This is a genomic window from Clostridioides sp. ES-S-0005-03 (assembly GCF_020658455.1).
Classification (GTDB): Bacteria; Bacillota; Clostridia; order Peptostreptococcales; family Peptostreptococcaceae; genus Clostridioides.
Genome location: NZ_JACVWI010000001.1, coordinates 1028131 through 1052784, shown reverse-complemented (window position 1 = coordinate 1052784; position 24654 = coordinate 1028131). Strand labels below are relative to the sequence as shown.

Annotated in this window: 20 protein-coding genes; 15 read left to right on the top strand and 5 right to left on the bottom strand. The window is 27.5% G+C overall.

All coding sequences use genetic code 11. The annotated features are described in order from the left end of the window. The first annotated feature begins 29 nt into the window (after positions 1 to 29). From mutS to IC218_RS05010, 15 genes are all read left to right on the top strand, one after another. Positions 30 to 2873 carry a DNA mismatch repair protein MutS gene (gene mutS / locus IC218_RS05080; protein ID WP_227823954.1) on the top strand — a complete coding sequence of 948 codons (2844 nt, stop codon included), beginning with the start codon at positions 30 to 32 and terminating at the stop codon, positions 2871 to 2873. A gap of 10 nt (positions 2874 to 2883) precedes the next feature. Further along, on the top strand, positions 2884 to 4869 hold the full coding sequence (gene mutL, locus IC218_RS05075) for a DNA mismatch repair endonuclease MutL (protein ID WP_227823953.1): 1986 nt from the start codon (positions 2884 to 2886) through the stop codon (positions 4867 to 4869). 38 nt (positions 4870 to 4907) lie between these two features. Beyond that, positions 4908 to 5843 (top strand): tRNA (adenosine(37)-N6)-dimethylallyltransferase MiaA, encoded by a 936-nt coding sequence (gene miaA / locus IC218_RS05070; RefSeq protein ID WP_227823952.1) that lies wholly within the window; start codon positions 4908 to 4910, stop codon positions 5841 to 5843. A gap of 115 nt (positions 5844 to 5958) precedes the next feature. Next, on the top strand, positions 5959 to 6219 hold the full coding sequence (gene hfq, locus IC218_RS05065; protein ID WP_003428780.1) for an RNA chaperone Hfq: 261 nt from the start codon (positions 5959 to 5961) through the stop codon (positions 6217 to 6219). A 123-nt stretch (positions 6220 to 6342) separates the two neighbouring features. Further along, the gene (locus tag IC218_RS05060; RefSeq protein ID WP_227823951.1) at positions 6343 to 7623 is read left to right on the top strand and encodes an aminotransferase class I/II-fold pyridoxal phosphate-dependent enzyme; all 1281 of its coding nucleotides are present in this window, start codon (positions 6343 to 6345) and stop codon (positions 7621 to 7623) included. A gap of 69 nt (positions 7624 to 7692) precedes the next feature. Beyond that, a complete protein-coding gene (locus IC218_RS05055) occupies positions 7693 to 9039 on the top strand; it encodes a M20 family metallopeptidase (protein ID WP_227435135.1) in 1347 nt (448 codons plus the stop codon). Between the two features lie 138 nt (positions 9040 to 9177). Continuing rightward, on the top strand, positions 9178 to 10260 hold the full coding sequence (locus IC218_RS05050) for an SIR2 family protein (protein ID WP_227823950.1): 1083 nt from the start codon (positions 9178 to 9180) through the stop codon (positions 10258 to 10260). A gap of 83 nt (positions 10261 to 10343) precedes the next feature. Beyond that, a complete protein-coding gene (locus IC218_RS05045; RefSeq protein ID WP_227823949.1) occupies positions 10344 to 10976 on the top strand; it encodes a cyclase family protein in 633 nt (210 codons plus the stop codon). A gap of 59 nt (positions 10977 to 11035) precedes the next feature. Beyond that, complete coding sequence (locus tag IC218_RS05040; RefSeq protein WP_227435138.1) at positions 11036 to 11575, top strand: prolyl-tRNA synthetase associated domain-containing protein; 540 nt, start codon at positions 11036 to 11038, stop codon at positions 11573 to 11575. Positions 11576 to 11626: 51 nt separating this feature from the next. After that, the gene (locus IC218_RS05035; protein ID WP_227435139.1) at positions 11627 to 12313 is read left to right on the top strand and encodes a DUF554 domain-containing protein; all 687 of its coding nucleotides are present in this window, start codon (positions 11627 to 11629) and stop codon (positions 12311 to 12313) included. Positions 12314 to 12495: 182 nt separating this feature from the next. Beyond that, the gene (locus tag IC218_RS05030; RefSeq protein WP_227823948.1) at positions 12496 to 13371 is read left to right on the top strand and encodes a kinase; all 876 of its coding nucleotides are present in this window, start codon (positions 12496 to 12498) and stop codon (positions 13369 to 13371) included. 357 nt (positions 13372 to 13728) lie between these two features. Continuing rightward, positions 13729 to 15027 (top strand): acyl-CoA thioesterase/bile acid-CoA:amino acid N-acyltransferase family protein, encoded by a 1299-nt coding sequence (locus IC218_RS05025; RefSeq protein WP_227435141.1) that lies wholly within the window; start codon positions 13729 to 13731, stop codon positions 15025 to 15027. A gap of 151 nt (positions 15028 to 15178) precedes the next feature. Further along, positions 15179 to 16591, top strand: a complete 1413-nt coding sequence (locus IC218_RS05020) for a hypothetical protein (protein ID WP_227823947.1) — start codon at positions 15179 to 15181, stop codon at positions 16589 to 16591. A gap of 176 nt (positions 16592 to 16767) precedes the next feature. Then, the gene (locus IC218_RS05015; protein WP_227435143.1) at positions 16768 to 17355 is read left to right on the top strand and encodes a TetR/AcrR family transcriptional regulator; all 588 of its coding nucleotides are present in this window, start codon (positions 16768 to 16770) and stop codon (positions 17353 to 17355) included. A 32-nt stretch (positions 17356 to 17387) separates the two neighbouring features. Further along, on the top strand, positions 17388 to 18179 hold the full coding sequence (locus IC218_RS05010) for a class I SAM-dependent methyltransferase (RefSeq protein WP_227823946.1): 792 nt from the start codon (positions 17388 to 17390) through the stop codon (positions 18177 to 18179). A gap of 354 nt (positions 18180 to 18533) precedes the next feature. On the opposite strand, the gene IC218_RS05005 is transcribed toward IC218_RS05010, so the two are convergent. The 5 genes from IC218_RS05005 to IC218_RS04985 all read right to left on the bottom strand — a co-directional run bounded on the left by IC218_RS05005 (position 18534) and on the right by IC218_RS04985 (position 24400). Beyond that, entirely contained in the window at positions 18534 to 20711 is a 2178-nt protein-coding gene (locus tag IC218_RS05005; RefSeq protein WP_227823945.1) for an FtsX-like permease family protein, read from the bottom strand. A 12-nt stretch (positions 20712 to 20723) separates the two neighbouring features. Further along, complete coding sequence (locus IC218_RS05000) at positions 20724 to 21389, bottom strand: ABC transporter ATP-binding protein (protein WP_227482645.1); 666 nt, start codon at positions 21387 to 21389, stop codon at positions 20724 to 20726. A gap of 82 nt (positions 21390 to 21471) precedes the next feature. Next, the gene (locus IC218_RS04995; RefSeq protein ID WP_227823944.1) at positions 21472 to 22503 is read right to left on the bottom strand and encodes a sensor histidine kinase; all 1032 of its coding nucleotides are present in this window, start codon (positions 22501 to 22503) and stop codon (positions 21472 to 21474) included. Continuing rightward, positions 22493 to 23179, bottom strand: a complete 687-nt coding sequence (locus tag IC218_RS04990) for a response regulator transcription factor (protein ID WP_227823943.1) — start codon at positions 23177 to 23179, stop codon at positions 22493 to 22495. The genes IC218_RS04995 and IC218_RS04990 overlap by 11 nt, the downstream gene beginning before the upstream one ends. Before the next feature lie 156 nt (positions 23180 to 23335). Continuing rightward, the gene (locus IC218_RS04985; protein WP_227435149.1) at positions 23336 to 24400 is read right to left on the bottom strand and encodes a 4Fe-4S dicluster domain-containing protein; all 1065 of its coding nucleotides are present in this window, start codon (positions 24398 to 24400) and stop codon (positions 23336 to 23338) included. Between the last annotated feature and the right edge of the window lie 254 nt (positions 24401 to 24654).

Here is a 24654-nt window from a genome sequence, read left to right as displayed (position 1 = left end):
ATTTAATTAGAAAAGAAGGAGGTTTAATAATGCAAATAGATATGAATAAATTAACTCCTATGATGAAACAGTATCTTGAAGTAAAAAATAGATATAAAGATTGTATACTGTTTTTTAGATTGGGAGATTTTTATGAAATGTTTTTTGAAGATGCATTAGTAGCTTCAAAAGCTCTTGAAATAGCATTAACAGGGAAAGCCTGTGGTTTAGAAGAACGTGCTCCTATGTGTGGAGTACCATTTCACTCAGCCAATTCATATATATCAAAGTTAGTAGAAAATGGATATAAAGTAGCAATAGGTGAGCAAATGGAAGACCCATCTACTGCAAAAGGAATTGTTAGGAGAGAGGTAATAAGAGTTATTACTCCTGGAACAGTTCTAGATGGAAATTTACTTGAAAATAAAAAGAATAATTATTTATTATCTTTATATAAAGATGACGCCAATATAGGTTTAACTTATGTAGATATAAGTACAGGAGAAGCTAATGCAACTTGTCTGAATGAAGATAAAGTAATAGAAGAAATTGCAAAAATTCATCCTACAGAAATAATTATAAATGATTTGAATTTTATAGAAAAACTTAGAGATATAGCTACTGTAAGCAACATATACATAAATGAAAGTTTTAGCGACAACTATTTAGATATAAATATATTAAAAGAGTATTTTCCAGAGGTTTATCTACAAAAATTAAAGTTTGATGATAAGGGTCTTATAAAATCTAGTTTATCAATTCTTCTAAACTATATATATAACACTCAAAAGCAGATAACATCCAATATTAATAATATAAATATATACAATTCATCAGAGTATATGGTCTTAGATATGTTTACTAGAACTAATTTAGAACTTACTCAGACTATAAGAGGAAATAAAAAGAAAGGTTCACTATTACATGTTTTAGACAAAACATCTACTGCAATGGGAGGAAGACTTCTAAGAAAATATGTAGAAGAGCCTCTGATAAATAAACCTAAAATTGAAAATAGATTAAATGTAATAGAAGAAATAAAAGATGATTTTATACTAAGAGAAGATTTAAATGATATACTTAAAAATATATATGATATAGAAAGAATATGTGGGAAAATAGCATTTGAAAGAGTAACACCAAAAGAATTAGTTCACTTAAAAAATTCAGTAGAAAAATTACCAAATCTAAAAGACACAATAGACTTATCAAATGCAAATAGATTAAAAGAGTATGTATCAGAAATGGACAAGTTGGACGATATATACAGTTTAATAGATGAAGCCATTTTGGAAGACCCTACAATAACTATAAAAGATGGGAATATAATTAAGTCTGATTTTAGTGATGAACTTAAAGAATTGAGGGATATTTCTAAAAATGGTGCTTTTCTTATAAAAGAAATAGAAAATAGAGAAAGAGAAAAGACAGGAGTTAAATCATTAAAAATAGGATTTAATAAAGTATTTGGATATTATATAGAAATAACAAAGGCTAACTTTAAACAAGCAAAACTAGATGAGACATATATAAGAAAGCAGACACTTAGTAATGCAGAAAGATATATAACTCCAGAGTTAAAAGAAATAGAAGAAAAGATACTACATGCTGAAGAGAAAATTAAATCTCTAGAATATGAGATATTTGTAAGTATAAGAGATACTATATATAAAAATATAGACAGAATACAAAAAGTAGCTAAGATTATAGCTAATATAGACGTTTTTGTATCTTTGGCAACAGTTGCTCACATAAACAACTATATAAAACCACAGATAAACGAAAATAATAAACTCGATATAAGAAATGGTAGACATCCAGTTGTTGAAAATATAGTAGGTGAAGAAAATTTTGTTCCAAATGATACATATTTAAATCGTGGAGAAAACATCATTAACATAATAACTGGACCTAATATGTCTGGTAAGTCAACATATATGAGACAAACTGCTATAATAGCACTTATGGCACATATAGGTTCTTTTGTTCCAGCAGAATATGCTAATGTACCGATATTAGATAGAATATTTACAAGAGTAGGGGCTAGTGATGATTTATCTCAAGGACAATCTACTTTTATGGTAGAGATGAATGAGGTATCTCTTATATTAAAAAATGCTACTGAAAGAAGCTTAGTTATTTTAGATGAAATAGGACGTGGAACTAGTACTTATGATGGTATAAGTTTAGCATGGTCAATAGTAGAATATATTCAAAAGAATATTAGATGTAAGACACTATTTGCAACACATTATCATGAACTTACTGATTTAGAAGAAGAATTTAAAGAGGTTAAAAATTATTCAATAGCAGTTAAAGAAGATGGAGAGGGAATAATATTTTTAAGAAAAATAATTCCTCAAGGTGCAGATAAGAGTTATGGAATCTATGTTGCTAAATTAGCTAAATTGCCAGATGAAGTCATAGATAGAGCAAAATATATACTTAAGGATTTAGAAAAAAATCACGTTTATAACAGTGTAGCAATAAATGGAGATAAAGAAAAAACTATTGTGATTAATAATGATTTAGATGAAGAACTACTTAAGGTAAATCAGAGCAATTTTAAAAATAAATACGAATCTCTAAAAATAGAGCATGAGCTTATAGTAAAAGATTATAAACACATGAAAAAGGATTATGATAAACTAAATTCTAAGTTTAAAACGTTAAACGATGAAGTTATTTCAATGAAGAAAAAGGATAGTAAAGAAGAAATTGATAAAGAAGATTCTGTAAAGGAATTAGCACTAACTCAAATATCTTTTGATAGTGTAAAGAGAGATATATTGTCAGAAGAAATTTTAAACTTAGATATTTTAAATATGACTCCATTAGATGCTATAAATTCTCTTTACAATCTTCAAAAAAAAGCAAAAGAAATAAAATCTTAGAGGTGTAAAAATGAAAAATATAATTAACATCCTAGATGATTTGACTATAAATAAAATAGCAGCAGGAGAAGTAGTAGAAAGACCGTCTTCTGCATTAAAAGAATTAATTGAGAATTCTATTGATGCAGGTGCAAATAAGATTTCTATAGATATCATTGATGGAGGAAAAACCTTAATTAAAATCACAGATAATGGAATAGGAATACCTTCAAGCGAAGTTGAGAAATCATTTTTAAGACATGCTACTAGTAAAATTAAAAAAATTGATGATTTATATGATTTGTACTCTCTTGGATTTAGAGGAGAAGCATTAGCATCTATTTCAGCTATATCAAAATTAGAAATGATTACTAAAACCAAGGATGAAATGGTTGGAACTAAAATATTTGTAGAAGGTGGAAAAATAGTTTCAAAGGAGCCAATTGGTTCCACTAATGGTACAACAATCATTATAAAAGAGATTTTCTTTAATACACCAGCAAGACAGAAATTTTTGAAATCTACCCATGCTGAAACCATAAACATAAGTGATTTGATAAATAAGCTTGCAATAGGCAATCCTAATATCCAATTTAAATATACAAATAATAATAAACAAATGTTAAATACACCAGGTGATGGAAAGCTCATAAATACTATTAGGAGTATATATGGAAAAGAAATAACGGAAAACCTAATAAATATAGAATTTAAATGCAATCACTTTAAAATTGATGGATATATAGGAAATAATAACATCTATCGTTCCAATAAAAACTTGCAACATATCTATATAAATAAAAGATTTGTAAAAAGTAAAATAATTATAGATGCAATAACTGAAAGTTATAAGTCTATAATTCCAATAGGTAAGCATGCTGTTTGTTTTTTAAATATAGAAGTAGACCCAGCAGGTATTGATGTAAATATACATCCTAATAAGCTTGAAGTTAAATTTGAAAAAGAACAAGAAGTGTATATAGAGCTAAGAGATTTTTTAAAAGTTAAATTAATACATTCTAACCTTATTGGAAAGTATGCTACATATAATGATAAAAAAACGCAGCCTCGAATTGCTATCAATAGTAGAGAAAAAAGTACAGATTATGAATTTAAAAATAAGAACTTCATTGAAGCTAATTCAAAAAATAATAATACAACTAAAGAGAAAGATGAATTCATTGAAGTTGTAAGTTTATCAAGTGAAAAACCAATAGACGAATTTCCTTCTGTAAGCGAAGTTTTAAATGCAAATATAGAAAATGAATTAAAAAATACGGGCTCTTTAGAAGAAGAGGTTGTAAATGACAATATACAAGAAGAATTTCAAGTTGATAGGCCTAAACAAATTGATAGTTCTAAAAATGAAGATAGTAATTATTTAGAAAGAAGTATTAAAGACAGCCAAGAGGAATATTTAACTAATTCAAAACAAAGATTTTCTTTATATGGATATTCTGTAATTGGAGTCGTATTTAATACTTATATAATTCTAAGTAAAGATGATTCTATGTATTTGTTAGACCAACATGCTGCACATGAAAGAGTTTTGTATGAGAGATATATGGATAAGTTCTATAGACAAGATATCAATATGCAAATACTTTTAGACCCAGTAATTCTTGAAGTATCAAATGTAGATATGCTTCAAATTGAAAATAATTTAGAGTTATTTATGAAATTTGGTTTCGAATTAGAAGTTTTTGGCAACAATCATGTAATGATAAGATGTGTTCCAACTATATTTGGAATTCCAGAAACTGAAAAGTTTATACTTCAAATAATTGATAATATAGATGAGATTACAAGTAATTATGATTTAAAAGGTGAGAGATTTGCATCTATGGCATGTAGGTCTGCTATAAAAGCAAATGATAAAATATATGATATTGAGATAAAAAGCTTATTGGAACAATTAGAAAATTGTGAGAATCCATTTACGTGTCCTCATGGCAGACCTATAATGGTTGAAATTTCTAAGACCGAAATAGAAAAAATGTTTAAAAGAATTATGTAAAATATTTTGGATATTTAAAATATATGGAAAGGAATGTTATGAAAAAAATACCACTTATAATACTTACAGGTCCAACTGCTGTTGGAAAGACTGATTTGTCAATAAAGTTAGCAAAAGATATGGATGCAGAGATAATTTCAGCAGATTCTATGCAAATATATAAATATATGGATATTGGAAGTGCAAAAGTTACATCTGAGGAAATGCAAGGAGTAAAGCATTATCTTATAGATGAGGTTAAACCTGACTATCCATTTTCAGTTTCAGAATTTCAACAAAGGGCAAAAAAATATATATCTGAAATAAATCAAAAGGGAAAGTGTGTTTTAGTGACTGGAGGAACAGGTCTTTATCTCAATTCTTTAATATACAATATGGATTTTGCAAAATCTGATGCTAATAATGAATTAAGAAAAGAACTTCAAAAACAACTTCTTGAGAATGGAATAGATTACATGCATGATAGATTAAAATTACTTGATGAAGAAGCTGCTGATAGAATTCATAAAAACAATACAAAGAGAGTTATAAGAGCACTTGAAGTTTGTTTAAGTGGTAATAAAATGAATGATTTTTCAAGTGACTTAAAATTTAATGACGATTATCAACCTATAATAATAGTTTTGAATAGAGATAGAGAGCATTTGTATGAAAGAATAAATATGAGAGTCGATATCATGATAGAGAGTGGTTTAGTTGAAGAAGTTAAAAAACTCCTAAATATGGGATTTAAAAAAGATATGATATCAATGCAAGGTATAGGATACAAAGAGATGTTGAAGTATCTAGATGGAGAATATACATATGAAGAGGCCATTGAAATAATAAAAAGGGATTCTAGAAGGTATGCAAAACGTCAGATAACTTGGTTTAAAAGATATGAAACAGCAAAATGGTTTGATTTGGATAAATATGAAGATATAGATTTATTAAAAAATGAAATAATTATATATATTAAAAATTCTATAAAATAATATATATAAATTTTTAAGTATACAACTTCATATTGAAAATTTATCATAACTTATATAGAATATAAGATAGGAATATTTTAGATGTTCAATTTAATCTTGGGAGGGTACAAATCTAATGAAAAATACAGTTTTAAATTTACAAGATTTGTTTTTAAATAATGCTAGGAAAGAAAGGATACCTGTTACTATATATTTAGTCAATGGAGTTCAAGTCAAAGGGCTTGTAAAAGGATTTGACAGTTATATAATATTGATAGAAGGGGACAATAGACAACAAAACATGATTTATAAACATGCTGTTTCGACTATACAACCTGGTAAATATATTAATTTAACTAATCAAAATCAAAATAATAACAACAATAACAATAGATAACTAATTTAATTTAAGATAATTAAAAGGAGACTTATGCTAACTTATAAACTACAATTTATTTGTTTTAGTAAAATAGTCTCCTTTGATATGTTTAAATAAAATAACAAAGAGACAGGTGATAAAATGCTTAATGAGACAAAAGAATTATTGAAAGGTTACTATGGTATAGATGATGATACTTTTAAATTATCACAAGAAATAATGGAAGATATAAAATATAAGTTTGAGGAAATAAAAGAAATAAGAGAATACAATCAATATAAAGTTTTAAAAGCTATGCAAGAATCTAAATTAAGTGACATGCATTTTAATTGGACTACAGGATATGGATATAATGATATTGGACGTGAAAAAGTAGAGGAAATTTATTCAAAAGTTTTTAATACAGAAGATGCTCTTGTAAGACCAATAATTGTAAATGGAACACACGCACTCACTTTATGTATACAAGGAATAGTCAGACCAGGAGATGAAATTCTATCTGTTACTGGAAGACCATACGATACTTTAGAGGGTGTTATAGGTATAAGAGAAGAAAAAGGCTCTTTAAAAGAATATGGTGTTACATATGATGATGTAGATTTTTTAGAAGATGGAAATTTGGATTTAGAAGGAATTAAAAGAAAAATAAATGATAAAACTAAACTTGTTATGATACAAAGGTCAAAAGGGTATTCTTGGAGAAAATCACTTTCAATTAGTGATATAAAAGAAGCCATTGATGTAATAAAATCTGTTAAACCAGAAGTTATAGTAATGGTTGATAACTGTTATGGTGAGTTTCTAGATACTAAAGAGCCAACTGATGTTGGAGCAGATGTTATGGCTGGTTCTCTAATAAAAAATCCTGGAGGTGGACTTGCATTAACAGGTGGGTATATAGCTGGTAGAAAAGATTTAATTGAGCTTATATCATATAGAATGACTTCTCCTGGAATAGGTAAAGAATGTGGTCTTACTTTTGGAACTACTAGAAATGTTCTTCAAGGATTTTTCCTAGCACCCTATGTAGTATCTCAAGCTGTGATGGGAGCTATATTTTGTTCAAGAGCTTTTGAAAAATTAGGATATGATGTATTGCCAAAACATGATGATTTAAGAAGTGATATTATTCAGTGTATTAGACTTAATAATGCAGATGAAGTCATAAGTTTTTGCCAAGGAATACAAGAAGCTGCTCCAGTTGATTCTTATGTTAAACCTGTACCTTGGGATATGCCTGGATATGAAAGTGAAGTTATAATGGCAGCAGGAGCATTTATACAAGGTTCTTCTATAGAACTAAGTGCAGATGCTCCAATAAGACCTCCTTATAATGTTTACTTCCAAGGAGGGCTTACATTTGACCACTCTAAAATGGGTACTTTAAAAGCAATTGAATTTATAAAAAAACTAAAAAAGTAAGCATATTTTTCTTTTAAAAGGTCAAAATATTTACTAGTATATTATGATGAGAATTGAAGGGTGATAATTATGAAAGAACAAATTAAAGAAAAAGTAAGTTCTCTACAAGATGAAATGATTTCTTCAATACAAGAAAGTGTAAAAATACCTAGTGTTATATCTGAGCCAACTAAAAATTTCCCATTTGGAGAAAATATAGATAAGGCTTTAAGAGGTATTTTAGACTTATGTAAATCTTTAGGGTTTAAAACAGTATATAAAGATGGATATTATGGCTATGCAGAAATAGGACAAGGTGAAAAAATGATAGGTATACTTGGTCATGTTGATGTAGTTCCAGAAGGTGACTTAGAAAGCTGGAATTATCCACCATTTGAAGGTGTTTTAGAAGATGGTAAGTTATATGGAAGAGGAACACAAGATGATAAAGGACCTACAATATCAGCAATTTATGCAGTAAAAGCTCTTATGGATTTAAATATAGATTTAAATAAGAGAATAAGATTCATTTTTGGAGCTGATGAAGAAAATCTTTGGAGATGTATAAATAAATACAAAGAAAATAATGAAGAAGTACCAGACTATGGATTTACTCCTGATTCTAGATTTCCAATAACAAATGCAGAAAAAGGTCTTTTACAAGTTCATTTAACATGTGAGAGTAAAAGTGATATAGAATTATCAGTTGGGAAGGCTTTAAATGCAGTTCCAGGAAAAGCAGTTTATATTGGAAAATATTCTGATAAGTTAAAAAAAGAATTAGATAAATTAGGTTTTGAATACACTGTTGAAGGCAATAAAATATGTATAATAGGAAAAAGTGTTCATTCAGCAGCTAGTGATACTGGTATAAATGCAGTAGCTAGACTTTGTATAGCTCTTAATAATATAGGAATAGATTCTAATATAATTAAGTTTTTAGCAGAAGTTATTGGTGAAGATGCTAATGGAAACAATATAGTTCCTAATTGCAAGGATGATGTATCAGGAAAATTAACAGTAAATATAGGTAAAGTAACTATTGATAGTAAAAAAGAATTTGCTGGAATTGATGTAAGAATTCCTGTAACATATAAAAAAGATGATTTTGTAAAAGAACTAAAGAAAATAACAGATAAATATAATTTAGATTATAAAGAATATGATTTCTTAGATTCAATTTATGTTCCAGAAGATACACTTCTTGTTAAAACATTGAGAAAAGTATATGAAGAGGAAACTGGTCTTGATGGAACACCTCTTTCATCTGGAGGAGCAACTTATGCAAGAGCTTTAGACAATTGTGTTGCCTTTGGAGCTATTTTCCCAGGGAAACCAGAAACTGAGCATCAAGCTAATGAACATTTGATAGTAGAGGATATTGTAAAAGCTGCTCAAATATATGCTCTTTCTATTTATGAATTATTAAAGATTTAAATATAAATATAAAGCTGTCTTGTAATAGGATTTTTTCTAGTAAAAGACAGCTTTATTGTTGTATTATTAAATAAGTTAATAAGATAAATATTTAATAGATATAAAAAATAATAGTAATGTTTATATAGGAGGAATTATATGAAAATAGCTATATTTTTGGGAGCAGGAGCTTCAGCTGCAGAAAATTTACCCATTCAAAATGAATTATTTAGTGAATACTTTAAGAAATTAAAACCTAAAAATTATGATACTGATATGAATAGAGAATTGTATGCCTTTTTTAAACAAATGTTTAATATTGACATAAGAAAAGATAATCTAGATAATGCAAATTTTCCAACATTTGAAGAAGTTTTAGGGCTTTTAGATTTAGCAGAACAAAGAAGAGAAGCCTTTAGAAATTTTGGACTTGAAAATTTAAATAATAGAAGTGATAGTATACGTTTTTTAAGACAGTATTTAATACTATTGATGGCTGAAGCAATTCATAATACACCTAGAACAGATAATAAATATCACAAACTTTTAGTTGAAAATCTTTTACAAAATGATTTACTCCTTGATACAACTTTTATTAGTGCAAATTATGATATACATATAGACAATACAGTTACTGGCTTAAGAGATAAAAATGATTTGCCTATTATGCTTGATTATGGTGTAGAATTTACTAATTTTAAGGAAGAATTAAACTGGAGAAAACCAAAAGAACCATTAATTAAACTCTATAAGATACATGGTTCATTGAACTGGCTTTACTGTCCTATTTGCAACAGTTTAACTCTTACACCACATGAAGGTGGTGTTATGAAACTAATTGAAAATAGTTCAGAAACAAAATGTTTGGAGTGTGGAGAACTGACAGAACCAATCATAGTTCCACCAACATATTTTAAGAATATGTCAAATATATTTTTAAGTAATGTTTGGAATGAGACAGAAAAAACTTTGAGAGAGGCTGACCTTCTGGTATTTTGTGGGTATTCATTTCCAGAGGCTGATATGCATATAAAATATATGTTAAAAAGAGTACAAACAAATGGTGGAAAAACACCTCTTAAAATAATGGTGTTTAATAATCATTCACAAAAACAAAGGATTACTTTAAAAAAAGAAGAAAGAAGATATAAGCGTTTTTTAGGAGAAGATGTTATATTTACTGATAATTCTTTTCAAGATTTTTCTGTGAATCCATTAAATTTTATAAAAAGTATATACTAATTTGGCAATAATAGGATAAAATCCAATAGAAATAAAGTGAATTTAGGTATATAATAGAAAATAAAACATAGGGGGTATAAAAAATGAAGGTTTTTGATTTAACTCATGTGACACATAATGATATGCCTGTATATGCAGAGACTAATAGACCAGATATAAAAAAAGTAGCTATTATTGAAGAAAATGGATATCAAGAAACATTAATCAGTGTATTTTCTCACAATGGAACTCATATGGATTCACCAAAACATATGTATACTAAAGGTGAATCCTTAGATACATTGGATATAGAAAATTTTGTCGGTAAGGCTTATGTATTAGAACTTGAGCAAGGAAGCAAAAACATAGAATTAGAATATCTAAAAAAATATGAAGATGAAATAAAAAGTAGTGAGTTTATAATATTTAAATCAGGTTGGTCAAAGTTTTGGGATAAAAAGCAATATTATGTAGGTTATCCTACATTAACAGAAGAGGCTGCAAACTATATAGCTGATAGTAATCTAAAGGGAATAGGAATTGATATGTTATCTGTAGATAGATACAACACATCAGCTTTTAAGGTACATCACATTTTATTTGAAAAAGGTAAAATAATAATAGAGAATCTTACAAATTTAGAAGCTGTGCCAGAAAGATTTCTATTTATAGCAGCTCCATTTAAGTATAATGACGCTGATGGTGCTCCAGTAAGAGCAATAGCCATAGTAGAATAATATTTACTATAAAACAGGAGAAGTGTAATATACAAAGTATTAAAGGAGAATATAGCATGATGAGTGATGTAAAAGATAAAATAACAGAATTATCAGATGCAACTGAAGTAAATTTAAATGAAACTAAAATATACAATATTTTAGATAAGTTAAATATTAAATATGAGGTAGTAGAACATGAAGCTGTATATACAGCAGAGCAGTTAGTAATTTTAAATGATATAACAAAAGGATGTCAGTGTAAAAATTTATTTTTAAGAAATGCTAAAGGAAACAAATACTATCTAATTGTAGTTAGAGGGGATAAACATGTTGATTTAAATTCAGTTAAAGAAAAAATAGGAAGTTCTAGGTTATCATTTGCTTCGCCTGAAAGATTATACAATGTACTTAAACTTCTTCCTGGAAGTGTAAATCCTTTTTCATTAGTAAATGATACAGAAAGAAAAGTAGAGCTTTACATAGATGAGGATGTAATTAAAGAAGAGTATTTAAATTTTCATCCAAATATAAATACTAAAACTGTAAATATATCAAAAAAAGGATTTGAAAAATTTTTGGAATATTTGGAATATCCACTACAAATCATTGACATTTAAGTTTTTAATGAACTTAAGCAAAATTTAATTAACTAATCGAGGGGAGAAAAAATGTTTGGAGTAATAGCAAATAGTCTAGCAATCGCAGGTGGGTGTATAGTAGGTCTTATAATCAAAGGTGGTTTACCTCAAAGAGTAAGTGATACTATAATGAATGGAATTGCCCTATGTGTATTATATATAGGGATATCAGGAGCACTAGAGGGAAAGAATACACTAGTGACAATAATATCTATAGCTTTAGGAGCTTTAATAGGAGAGTTAATAGATATTGATAAATGGGTAAATAAATTAGGTGCATTTTTGCAGAGTAGGTTTTCTAAAGGCAATAAAAAGGATTCTATTGCTGAAGGTTTTATATCATCTAGTTTGTTATTTTGTATAGGGGCTATGGCAGTAGTTGGTTCGTTAGAAAGTGGACTTACAGGAAGCCATGATACTTTATTTGTAAAATCAGTAATAGATGGGATAGCTTCTGTTATATTTACAGCTTCTTTAGGTATAGGTGTAATGTTTTCTGCTGTATCTGTATTTTTATATGAAGGTATTATATGTTTAGGGGCATCATTTTTAAATGGATTTTTAAGTGACCCTGTAGTTACAGAAATGACAGCTGCAGGAAGTTTATTAATTATAGGACTTGGTTTAAATGTACTTAAGCTAACAAATATAAAAGTAGCAAATCTATTACCAGCCATATTTATACCAATATTATTTGGTGTATTTGGAGTAATTTAGAGATTAAAAACTTAAAGTTTGTCTAATTTTTTTAAAAACTTTAGACAAATTTTTTATTTAGAAGGAAAATGGCTTTCATCATCAAATTAATAATTATAGTAGAAATAAGTTTAATATTATGATTATAAAGTTTATATTAAATTTATTTTATTGATGAAACTAATGGGGGAGGTTAAAACTCAATGATTACATTTGATGTAAATGGAGCTATTATCAGGTTTGATGATACAAAAAATAATTATAATAAGATAAGAAAAATTTTTAAATTGTATGCTTTAGAAATTTCTAAAAACTTTGAGAGAGATTGTTTAAATAATTTTCAAAATCTAAAACAAATATCAGATAGAGGTCTAAATCTAGGAGAAAAATATATAGAGGAATCTTTTAAGAAAGGAATCGAGACTATAGTGAGTTTTGGAATTATAACTATAGATATTGATACCTTTAAAAGTGTTTATTGTGAAAAATATTTAGATTTTAAAAGGCTTTTTAATAACTTAAATAAAACTTTTATCATACCAAATAAGAATAAAAAAAATAATCATGCAAATTTTTTAGAAATAGAATCTACAGTAAAAAAAATGAGCAATTATTTGTATAATGATTGTTTCAAAATTCATTATGCTGTAATAGATGCGCTTATAGAAAATAGAGTCAGTGAAGTCCATTCTTATATTGATGAAGAATCTATAAAAAAATCTAATGCCTTGTTTAATAATTACAAAGATGGTTTTATTGGAAAAGCAGATGAGTGTAAGGTTGTAAAACAAATAATAACATTAAATCCATATAGAGAAGATGTATACGAGTTTTTGGTAAAGGAAGATGGAGATTTTAGTAAGGAGATTGAAAGATTAACTGAATTTTTAGGATATAATATAAAAGAATATAAGGCTTCTTTAATGGACCTTTATATAAATGAACTAGTAGAGAGCGATGAAAGTGATGCTGAAAATGCAAGAGAGAAGATTGAAAAGTATGCTAAATATATTGGTTGTAGTGATGAAAATCTATATATAGCAAGGGTTAATGCCATATACACTTTTGCCAATGCATAAATTTTGTAAAATTTATAAATAAAGAAATACATGTTTGTACTAAAATTTTAAATAAAAAATACTTATTAAGCTTACTAAAAAATAATTTATATTTTCTAGATAAAACCATTTCTTTAAAGGAGTGGTTTTATTTTTTCTATCACTCAATATAAGCAAAATTTTAAATTACGAATAGCTCATATTACTAAAATAATTTTAAGTAAATAGAAAAGACAATATATTGACTAAATTGGTTCGAGTTGATATAATGAAATAGTCAACATGATGTCTTATATTTGGATTATTCATAGCTTGCTAAAGAAAGCTATTTCAAATATATAAATCATGAGCAATAATTATTACATGGAGGAATCAATTATGAAAGTAAATATATACAATGCAGAATCACTTGTAGATGATAAAATTAAAGTTATAGTTTCAGGCTTAATTCCAAATAGTAAATTAAGAGTATCTATGAAAATGGAATTTCCATGGTGTAAAGGAGAGGAATTCTCATCTTATGGGGTATTTTATTCAAATGAAAAAGGAGAAGTGGATTTAGATTCAATTGAACCTGTAGAAGGGACTTATAAAACTACTGACTGCATGGGGTTAATATATTCTCTGAAAAAATCAAAAACTGAAGGTGAAAATTTTGCAGAAAATATATCTATTGATAAACCAATAATCATGAATATGATATTTGAATCTGATATTGAAAGAAAAGAAGTTAAGTTGAAGAGATTGTTCAAAACAGAAGATATTATCACAAAAGATATATCTGATGAATTTATAGGAAAATTATTTTATAAACAAAACTCTAGTAATAAAACAATTTTAGTTTTAGGGGGTTCTGATGGAAATTTAGATGCTTTAGAACTCCTGGCAGCTCCACTTGCATCTAGAGGGTTCAATGTACTAGCAGTTGCTTATTTTGCTCTAGAAGGATTGCCAAGTAAATTAGAAGAAGTACCATTAGAATACTTTGAAAAAATATTTAAATGGATTAGTGAAGATGAAATCACTAATACTAAAGAAATATTTGTACATGGGACATCAAAAGGTGGTGAGTTAGCACTTTTACTTGCTTCAAGATATAAACAAATTAAAAAAGTAGTAGTATCACAGCCTCATGCGTATTGTTTTCAAGCACTTGATGGACAAATGAATGGAAAAGATACTTCATCATGGTCATATAAAGGTAAGCCACTTCCATATATCAAGGTAGACAATAATATATTCTTTGAAGACCAGAAAAAAGATATAGAAAAAGGAATTCCATTTGGATTTGCCAGTACTTATAAGAAAAGTATTGAAAGGGCAGACAATAAAGAAGAGGCTAGGATAAAAGTAGAAAATTCTGAAGCTGACATTCTTATGATTTCTGGAAAAGAAGATAATATTTGGAATAGTTATGATGGTTGTGTAGAAATCATAGAAAAACTTAAAAGAAATAATTACCAATATAATGTGGAACTATTAACATATGATAAGATGGGACATCCTTTACCAATTCCATATATTGTACCTCTAAGTGAAACTTTATCTATGAATATGGCTGGAGGAATATTTTCTTCAGGAGGAACTGTAAAAGGTAATGCAAAAGGACAGTTTGAATCATGGAAAAGAACTATTGAATTTTATAAAGAACCTTTATCAATCGATATAAAAAAATAAAAATGGATATATCTTTCTATATATGCACAAAATCTATCAATTTTACAATTTTAATTTATTGTTTATGTAATTTATATGTTATATACTAGTTTTAACAAGATTGATAATTTATAAACAATTAATAAGAGTTATTGAAAGGTGGAGTGAAATTATGGAAAGACTCACTAGAAGTGAACAGCCTCACATAAAATTTGGAATGTTTAAGATACGAATTCCATTTATACATTACAGATTTGAGAAACCGGAAGCTATTCAAGGCATAATATCAAGTATGACAAGCTTAGGAACTATTGGACTTAGCACGCAAATATTAGGATTACCCTATGAAGTAGCATGGAGTATGGCTATCATTAACTCAATATTGTATTGCCTGCATGTTTTTATGGGAGACCCAGTAGTTCCTGGCTGGATTACAGCTTCTATAACTCTTACAACTGCATATTTGTTAAAGTTCAATATTGGTATTGAAAGAATACAAGCATTAACAGCTTTACAAATAGATTTAGGAATTATATTTATTTTAATGGGTATAACAGGTATAGCTGGAAAACTAGTAAATAGAATCCCAAATTCCATCAAAGGTGGAATACTTATGGGAGTTGGTATATCAACTGTAATAGCAGAATTTAGCCCTAAAGGCAGATTTGAATCTTATCCAATATCTATAACAGTTGGGATTTTAGTTGCTTGCTTTGTAATGTTTTCTGAAAAATTCGATGCTCTAAAAGTAAAGAATAAGCTTTTATTTCGATTAGGTCAATATGGAGTGGTTCCAGCTATTTTAGTGAGTTTAATTATAGGAATATTTAGTAAAGAAATAGGAATTCCTAGCTTTAATTTTGAAAATATTATTTATATAATGGATTTTCAAAAATTAATAGATACAGTATCTCCTTTTGGAATAGGTTTTCCAAGTCTAATATTATTTATACAAGGATTGCCAATGTCTTTCATGATATATATAATTGCATTTGGTGATTTTATAACAGGTGAAAATTTAGTTCTTTCTGAAAGTAAAAACAGAACAGATGAGTATATTGATTTTAATTCTAATAGGTCTAATATTATAAGTGGGATAAGAAATATTGTTATGGCAGTTATTTCTCCATATATAGCTATGTGTGGTCCATTAGCTGCAACTCTTACTGGAAGTGTTGCTCAAAGATATAAGGTTGGAAAGGAAGCAATGCAGTCTATTTTTAGTGGTATGGGTACGTTGGTATGGGTTTCAGCTATTTTTATCTGCTTTTATCCAATTGCCCAAATAGCTACGCCTCTTATACCATTAGCATTATCAGTGACACTTTTAGTTCAAGGTTACTTATGTACTAAACTATCAATGGAACTATGTGATACTGGCGTAGAGAGAGGATTAATTGGGCTGATGGGTGGCGTGATTGCTGCTAAAGGTGGAACCTGGGGACTTGTTGTAGGTTTTATACTATATTTTGTCTTAATTGATTCTAAAAAAAGAAAAGAAAGTAATATTAATTCAAAAGAAAGTGATATTAATTCATCAGAAGATTATGTATATGAAATATCATGTAAAAAGAAAAGTATTTAAAGTAAAATATGAGTTGCAATCGTCTATTAATAGATTAATTGCAACTCATATTTTATTTGTCAGCTTCAGGAATGATAAAAAATGCAAAACTATTTCTTGACATAATTTTTTTAATGTGCAACAATTGTTATATAACGTATGTATTTTATAAAAATTTAATGGAGAAGTGAATTTATATGCCACCTAAAGCAAAAATAACGAAAGAAATGATTTTGAATATTGTCTTGGATATTACAAGAGAAACAGGATTTGAAACTGTAAATGCAAGGAGTATCGCAAGTAAATTACAATGTTCCACTCGACCAATTTTTACTTGCTATGAAAATATGGATGAATTAAAAGGTGAATTTCTTGCTTTTGCATATGAATACTATAATCAGTATGTTATTAATTATCATAATTCTGAAAATGTCAGTCAATATTTATTACTTCCACTTTCATACATTGAATTTGCTCAAGAAGAAACACATTTATTTAAGTTGTTGTTTATAAACGATTTAGATTTGATGATGGAAGATCCAAATGATTTCTACAAAGAAATTGATAATGAAAAAAAGGCAAGGCTTTTTTCTGAAAGTATTGGAATAGAGTTAGAATGTGCAAAAGTCATATTTTTAGATTTATTTCTTTATACTCATGGCATAGCTGTCTTAACAGCAACGAAAAAATTGACATTAGATAGAAATAGTGCCGAAAAAATGTTGAAAAATATATTATCAGCTTTTATAAGACAAGAAAAAAAGGATTGGAATTTATCTATTTGATGTTTACTAACTAATACATAAGGGGGTGCAATATGAAAATAAACCAATACTTAATTGATTTTTACAATAATTACGACGAAGATAGTCGGTTGGCATTAAAGCATGGAACAGTTGAATTCCTAACTACTATGCATTATATTGAAAAGTACTTAAAACCTAGCGACCGTGTGCTTGAAATTGGTGCTGCAACTGGTCGATATTCTCACACGCTGGCACGTCAGGGATATGACGTTGATGCAGTCGAATTGGTCGAACATAACATAGAAATTTTCCGTAAAAATATTCAATCAAATGAAAATATAACTATTACTCAAGGTAATGCTATGGATTTGTCTGCTTTCTCAGACAATGAATATGACATTACATTGTTGTTAGGTCCGTTGTATCATCTTTATAGCAAAGAGGATAAACAACAAGCTCTACATGAGGCTATCCGTGTAACAAAACATGGTGGTGTGATTTTTGCTGCATATGTTATATCTGATGGCTGCCTTATTGATGAAGGGTTCAACCGAGGAAATATCAATGTAGCTGAATATATTGAAAAGGGCTTGATTGACCCACAGACATTTGCTACCAAGTCAGGTCCTAAGGATTTGTTTGAACTTGTCCGTAAAGAAAACATTGACGATTTGATGGCTGTTTTTCCTGTAACAAGACTGCATTACGTCGCATCGGATGGTTTAGCCCTATGTATGCGTGAAGCAGTCGATGCTATGGATGATGAAGAATTTGAGTTATATTTGAAATATCACTTTGCTACTTGTGAACGCGAAGATTTAATAGGCGTTACGAGTCATGCTATTGATATATTCAGAAAATAAATAATAGAAGTTAAAAAACAAACAGAGGGTCGTAAAATCAAAGTTTTCAGACCCTCTAAATCTTGAAAATCTATGTTGAGTGTAGTATAAAAGTAGCTATTTTTATATATATTTTTATTGAGAGCGTAAACGTTTTGTAATTGATTGTTTTTCTAGATTTCTTATAAGGAATTCAATTATTAATATTTGCATGCCTATTAATATAAATGAAAAAATTAAAATAGAAAGTATAGAGAAATTGAAACTAATGAAGTCTAATCTAACAACATCTTTTATAAAAAAGCAGAGTAATTTTGAACCACAATAACCCAATGTAATTGATACAAATACAGCTTTAATACTCAAATTTAAACCTTATCGATAGAGCATTTTGCGCAACTGTTTTTTTGTCATTCCAACCGCCTGAAGTAAGGCAAACTCTTTTTTTCTAGTTAATACACTATTTACAAGGATATTTGTCATATTAAGGATACCAAAACAGGAAATTAAACCAACAAATACATATGCAGCTATAATCATATACTTAAAAGCTCTAGTTAGCATTTTATAATCGCTATCATATGAATAAAGGATTAAATTTGAATTATTTTGAATAATATTTAATAGTTTTTCTTCAACTTCTTTTGAATACTTTTTATCGGATAAAATTGAAAAATGTAAATTTGTATTATATGGTGTTATTTTATCTAAAGCCTTGTCTGAAGTAAAGAACATGCATCCTGTATTTGAATTATCAATTATTCCAACTATTTTCATTTGTTTTTTGATGATGTCATTTCCACTAAATATATTAAATGTAATTGTATTTCCAATTTTCAAATCAACTCCATAAGATTTTGTCCTATATTTATTTACAATCAAGCTGTTTGAATCCAATTGCTTATAATCAACTTTACCATTTACAATATACTTTTGGAATGATTTTGCAAGCTCTGGTGTGACACTTTCAATCAAAGTTGTAACATTACTTCCATCTTTATCCTTAATAGAAGGGTATATAACTTCACATTTTATTCCTTTAGATTCAATTACTTTTTGTACTCCATAAATTGATTTGATTTCATTTCTAAGAGTGTTTGTAAATGGATTATTTTGCTGAATTTGTGTAATTCGTTCATACAAATTGTCAATTTTATTTCCAATAATATAATTTTCATTATAAACGAATGTCTGAGACATCTGTTTATTAAAATCTATAGAATTAGACAGACTAGCAATTGAAATAAATAATATTCCACTAATACTCAATGAAATCAATGCTATTAAATTTTTCTTTCTATTTACCTCAATATTTTTTAGTGCTAAATTTTTAATATTTATATAATTAAGTGTTTTAATTTTATTTCTAGATTTAATTTCTGTGTATTGCATAGCTTCAATAGCGGAAGTTTTTGAAATAATTCTAGCTGGCTTATTTAAAGAAATTCTTACAGTCAAAAATATTACTATTGATAATACTAGAATAATAAATAAGTCAGTAGTCATTTGCCATGCTAAAGGCTGAATTATATATGTAATTATGCAGGAAGATATAATGCCTATTGGAATAAAAATAATAGATAAAATATTTCCTTGTAGGTAAATAATCTTTTTCAACTGAAAAGAAGTCATACCAAGTGCTTTCAACTTTGCATACATTTGAACTGAATTAACAACTGAAATATAAAAAATACTATAAATAACAAACAAACTAGAAAAAAGAATAATTACTCCTACTATTAAAACTGTAATAACTTGTTCACCATCAATTAAATTTGATTCAATATAATTATCATTTAAATATATATTATGTTTTTTAATATTTAAAGAGGAACCAATTTCACTTAATTGAGTCTTAATTAAAGTAGGGGATTTTTCTGTATTTTCTTTTGATAATCTAACTAATACATCTACAGTGTTTGGAGTTGCTTCATTAAAATTATTACTTTTGATTTGTAAAGGTGTAGAAGCCATATCCTTGAGATAATCATTGGAAACAACTGTATAGTATTGCTTAGCATTATCTTGATAGTAATTTTCTACAAATCCAACAATAATAAAATCGTTTTGTATTTCTTTGTTAGTAATATTGTCGCGATATTTTAATGTAATGCTATCTCCAAGGTCTTTATTCAAGCCAAGTTCAGATAGATATTTTTCTGAAATAGCAATTTCATATTTATTTGTTGGCATACCGCCCTTTAATAGTTGAAAATTCAGAAGCTCAATTGCAGTGTTATCTACATATATCATTGACATTCTATAATCTGATTTTATCTCACTACCAAGTGACTTATAAACTCCTACACTACTAAAGTTTTTATTTTGCTGTAATAATGTTTTTGATTTTTCATTTACAGATTGATATCTCGCATGATAGGGAGATGAATTAACCAAATCCATAGAGCCATTATATGAAACTAAAGTAGTTGTTAATAATAAACATGTGGAAATCATTATAATAATACCTGAAAGAAAAAATTTAAGTTTATTAATTTTTAAATCATTCAATGCTATTTTTCTAATGAAAGCACCATTATTATTTTTAAACATATATTTCACCTCCTAGTTATAAATTTTTCCATCTTCAATACGAACGATTCTATCTGCTAATTGTGCAATTTCATTATTATGGGTAATCATTACAATTGTTTGGTTAAATTTCTCACTTGTCATCTTAAGTAAGCCTAATACATCTGCACTAGTTTTGCTGTCAAGATTACCTGTTGGTTCATCAGCAAGTACAATAGCAGGCTTCGTCACAAGTGCTCTTGCAATAGCAACACGTTGCTGTTGTCCTCCAGAAAGATTACCTGGTACATCATATAATTTTTCATCTAGTGCAAGTAAACTTATAATTTCATTTATAAAGTCTTTATCTAGTGTTTCACCATCCAATCCAATTGGTAAAATGATATTTTCATATACATTAAGTAAAGGAACAAGATTATAATTTTGAAATATAAAACCTATATTTCTACGTCGAAAAATTGTAAGTTGTTCATCATTCATAGTTGATAAATCCTTTCCTCTTATAATGACATTTCCAGATGTAGGATTATCTAAACCTCCCATAATATTTAATAATGTAGATTTACCACTACCAGATGTACCTACAATAGAAATAAATTCACCTTTTTCAACAGATATGCTCACACCATCAAGAGCTTTTGTAATGTTTGAATTTCTCCCATAATATTTTTTTAAGTCTGTTACTTGTAAAATACTCACTATAAAGACCTCCTTTATATATTGTAAATACAGTATATAATCAAAATGTTGCAGAATTATCACAAATAAAATATTTAAAAATTTATTTATTAGGTAAAAATATAGAAAAAGTAGAGCCTTCTTCAATTTTTGATGTAACTTTGATATATCCACCTTGAAGAGATACAATTTTTCTTGAAAGATATAGACCAATTCCAATACCATCTATATCATGTACATCTTCCTCACGATAGAATCTCTTAAAAATTTCTGCTTGGTGACTTTCTGATATGCCTTTTCCAGTATCAGTAATATCTATTTTAGCATACATAACCCAGCATTCTGTAGATATATGTATCTTACCTTTAGGACTTGTGTACTTCACTGCATTGTCTAATATATTGAAAATAGCTTCAGAAGTCCATTTTTTGTCATGACATATATATAAGTTTGAATCACAATCAACTGTAACTTCAATGTCCTTTTTTTCAGCATCAAATAAAATTCCACTAAGTGAAGTCGCAATTGTTTCATAAATCGAATTCTTTTTTTTAGATAATGAAATTATACCTGTCTCTAGTCTTGAAGTTTTTATCATAGACTGCATTAAAAATTCTAATTTATCTAATTGACCTTGCATATCCATCAAAAACTCATTTTGAATTTCAGTTTTAAGATTCTGATTCAGTAGAGTATTATTAATTATCTTTAAATTTGCAATAGGAGTTTTGATTTGATGAGAGATATCAGAAACTAATTCTTGTAAATCAGCTTTTTCCATAGCAATATTGTGGCGATTTTCTTGAATGACTTCATACATTCTAATCAGTCTATGATTAATACGTGACAAAAGTGTTTCTTCCTCCAAAGTAATTTCCAGATTATCTTTACTATTCATCATCTTATCTAAGGTTAAACATATCTCAGAGCAAAATAGAGTTATTTTTTTATGAAGTAAGAGCATGATTAATAATATAAAACCAGAGAATATTATTGTGTATATCAATAATAGAACAACTATTTTAAAATCATTAGTTATTATATAAATTGCTATATTGAATAGAATAGCTGTAAGAGCCATACTAACAGCAATTATTAAATAAATAGTATTAAAAGAAAAATTTTTAAAATTCATTTTTTTCACCTATCCACATGTATCCCATACCATATACTGTTTTAATGTATTGAGAGCCATCTTTTTCAATTTTACTTCTAATTCTACTTATAACAGATGTCAAAGTATGTTCATCTACAAAATTAGCATCTATATCCCAAAGTTTTTCTAAAAGTATTTTTCTTGTTAGAATGTTTTTGGGATTCTCAATAAATAGTTTTAAAGTACGATATTCTAATGGTGTAAATACAATTTGATTGTCATTTATATATGCACAGAACTCAGAAAAGTTAATCTTGAGATATCCATCATCATAGCAATCTTGTTTTGTTTTTGTTGTAATATGATTTAAAAGTGCTCTTACTTTTTGTTTAAACACATTGATATTAAATGGTTTTGTTATATAATCCAAAGCTCCAAGTTCATAACCTTTAATCATATCATATTCCATATCATTGGCAGTTAAAAAAATTATAGGGATATCATAATTTTCTTTAATTTTCTTGCACAAATCAAATCCACTTCTATCTGGTAGATTAACATCTAAAATAATTAAATCAAATTTGTGTTTAACAATAGATTCTAAAGAAGATATAGCTGTGAATTTTGAAATAACCATATATCCCTCTTCATTTAAGTTGTACGATAGTGTTTTATTTAATATAGTATCATCTTCCACTACTAATATTTTTTTCATATATTCACTCCTTTTATGTTTAATATTCTATATAAAGCTAATTATATAATCAAAATGTTGCTAAATTATCATATTATATTCATATAAATAAAATACTTAATAAATAATCTGTCCTAGAATTTATCATGGGACAGACTATTTATTAAATATATAAAATTATTTTAACCAAGATGGATTTCCAGGTACAAATATTCTTTTACCAAATTTTGAAGTATATTCATCCAAAGCTTTCTCAATAAGCTCATTATTGCCTTTAAAAGAAGTAGTGTTTTTTATAGTTTCAAGGTTTTGGCTAAATGGGCAAGCAGATATACACATACCACAGTCTGTGCCTAAATATCTCCATTTAATGTAACATGTTTCATGTTCAATCACCCAATTATATTTTCCATCATCACCAATTTTAATATCATTAGAAAGTGAGTGAGAAGGGCAATTAAAAGAACATTTTTTACATACTTTGCAAAAGTCTTCAAGTCCAAAATCAACATATTCATCTTCTATAAGTGGAATATCTGTAGTAACAACCCCTAGTCTAAGTCTAGAACCATAATCTTTATTTGTAAGTATTGCGTTTCTTCCTATATCACCCAATCCAGCATCACGAGCTATAAAAACAGGCATTACTAGATAATTAGCATCCATATGATTTCTAGCATCATATCCTAGGTTTCTTATGTAATAACTTAAAATCATGCCAACAATAGATGCATCTACATAACATTTTGAAGTTTCTATAACTTCACATATCATCGGGGCTCTGTTTATCATTTCTTTATCCATTTCACATCCAAATACAATTGCATATTTGTGAGATAGATTAACTTCCTCACCATAGTTTTCTTCATGTCTACCTCTATTTGTATAAATATGATAATCTTTTAATCTAGTTATACCAACCACAGAAGCTCCATATTGCTTTGCAAACCCTTTTATCTTTTTAGTCATAGATTTTGCATCTACATCCACTTTATTGTCACAAACTTTTCCTTCACATAGTGATTTTATATCAGATAAAAAGTCAAATGCACTACTTGCCATTGGAGAATTTATCTCATTATAAGTCATAGTTCCTTCACTACATAAATTTGGTCTACTTCTTATACTATCATCAACTTCTTTTTTTTCAGGATTTTTCTCATAATAGTCATTATAAGCAAAACCATTTTTTTTATAATTTGCTCTTGCAAACATAGTATTTCTTTCATCAACCCTTTTCAATTCTATTCCCCCTAGTAAAAGTATAATTAAATCATATAACCTTATCCTTACATAATTTAATTATATAAGAATAAGGTTATATTTTCAATTTAAGCGTCATTAAATTAAATAATATGTATTTATATATGTTTTATAATATTTTTACATATAAATTATATTAATGATAAATAATAAGAAATTTAAGAATAAATACGATTTGTTGTCTTTAAATGGTGTGTATTGACATACTGTAAAAAATCTTATTATAATAAATG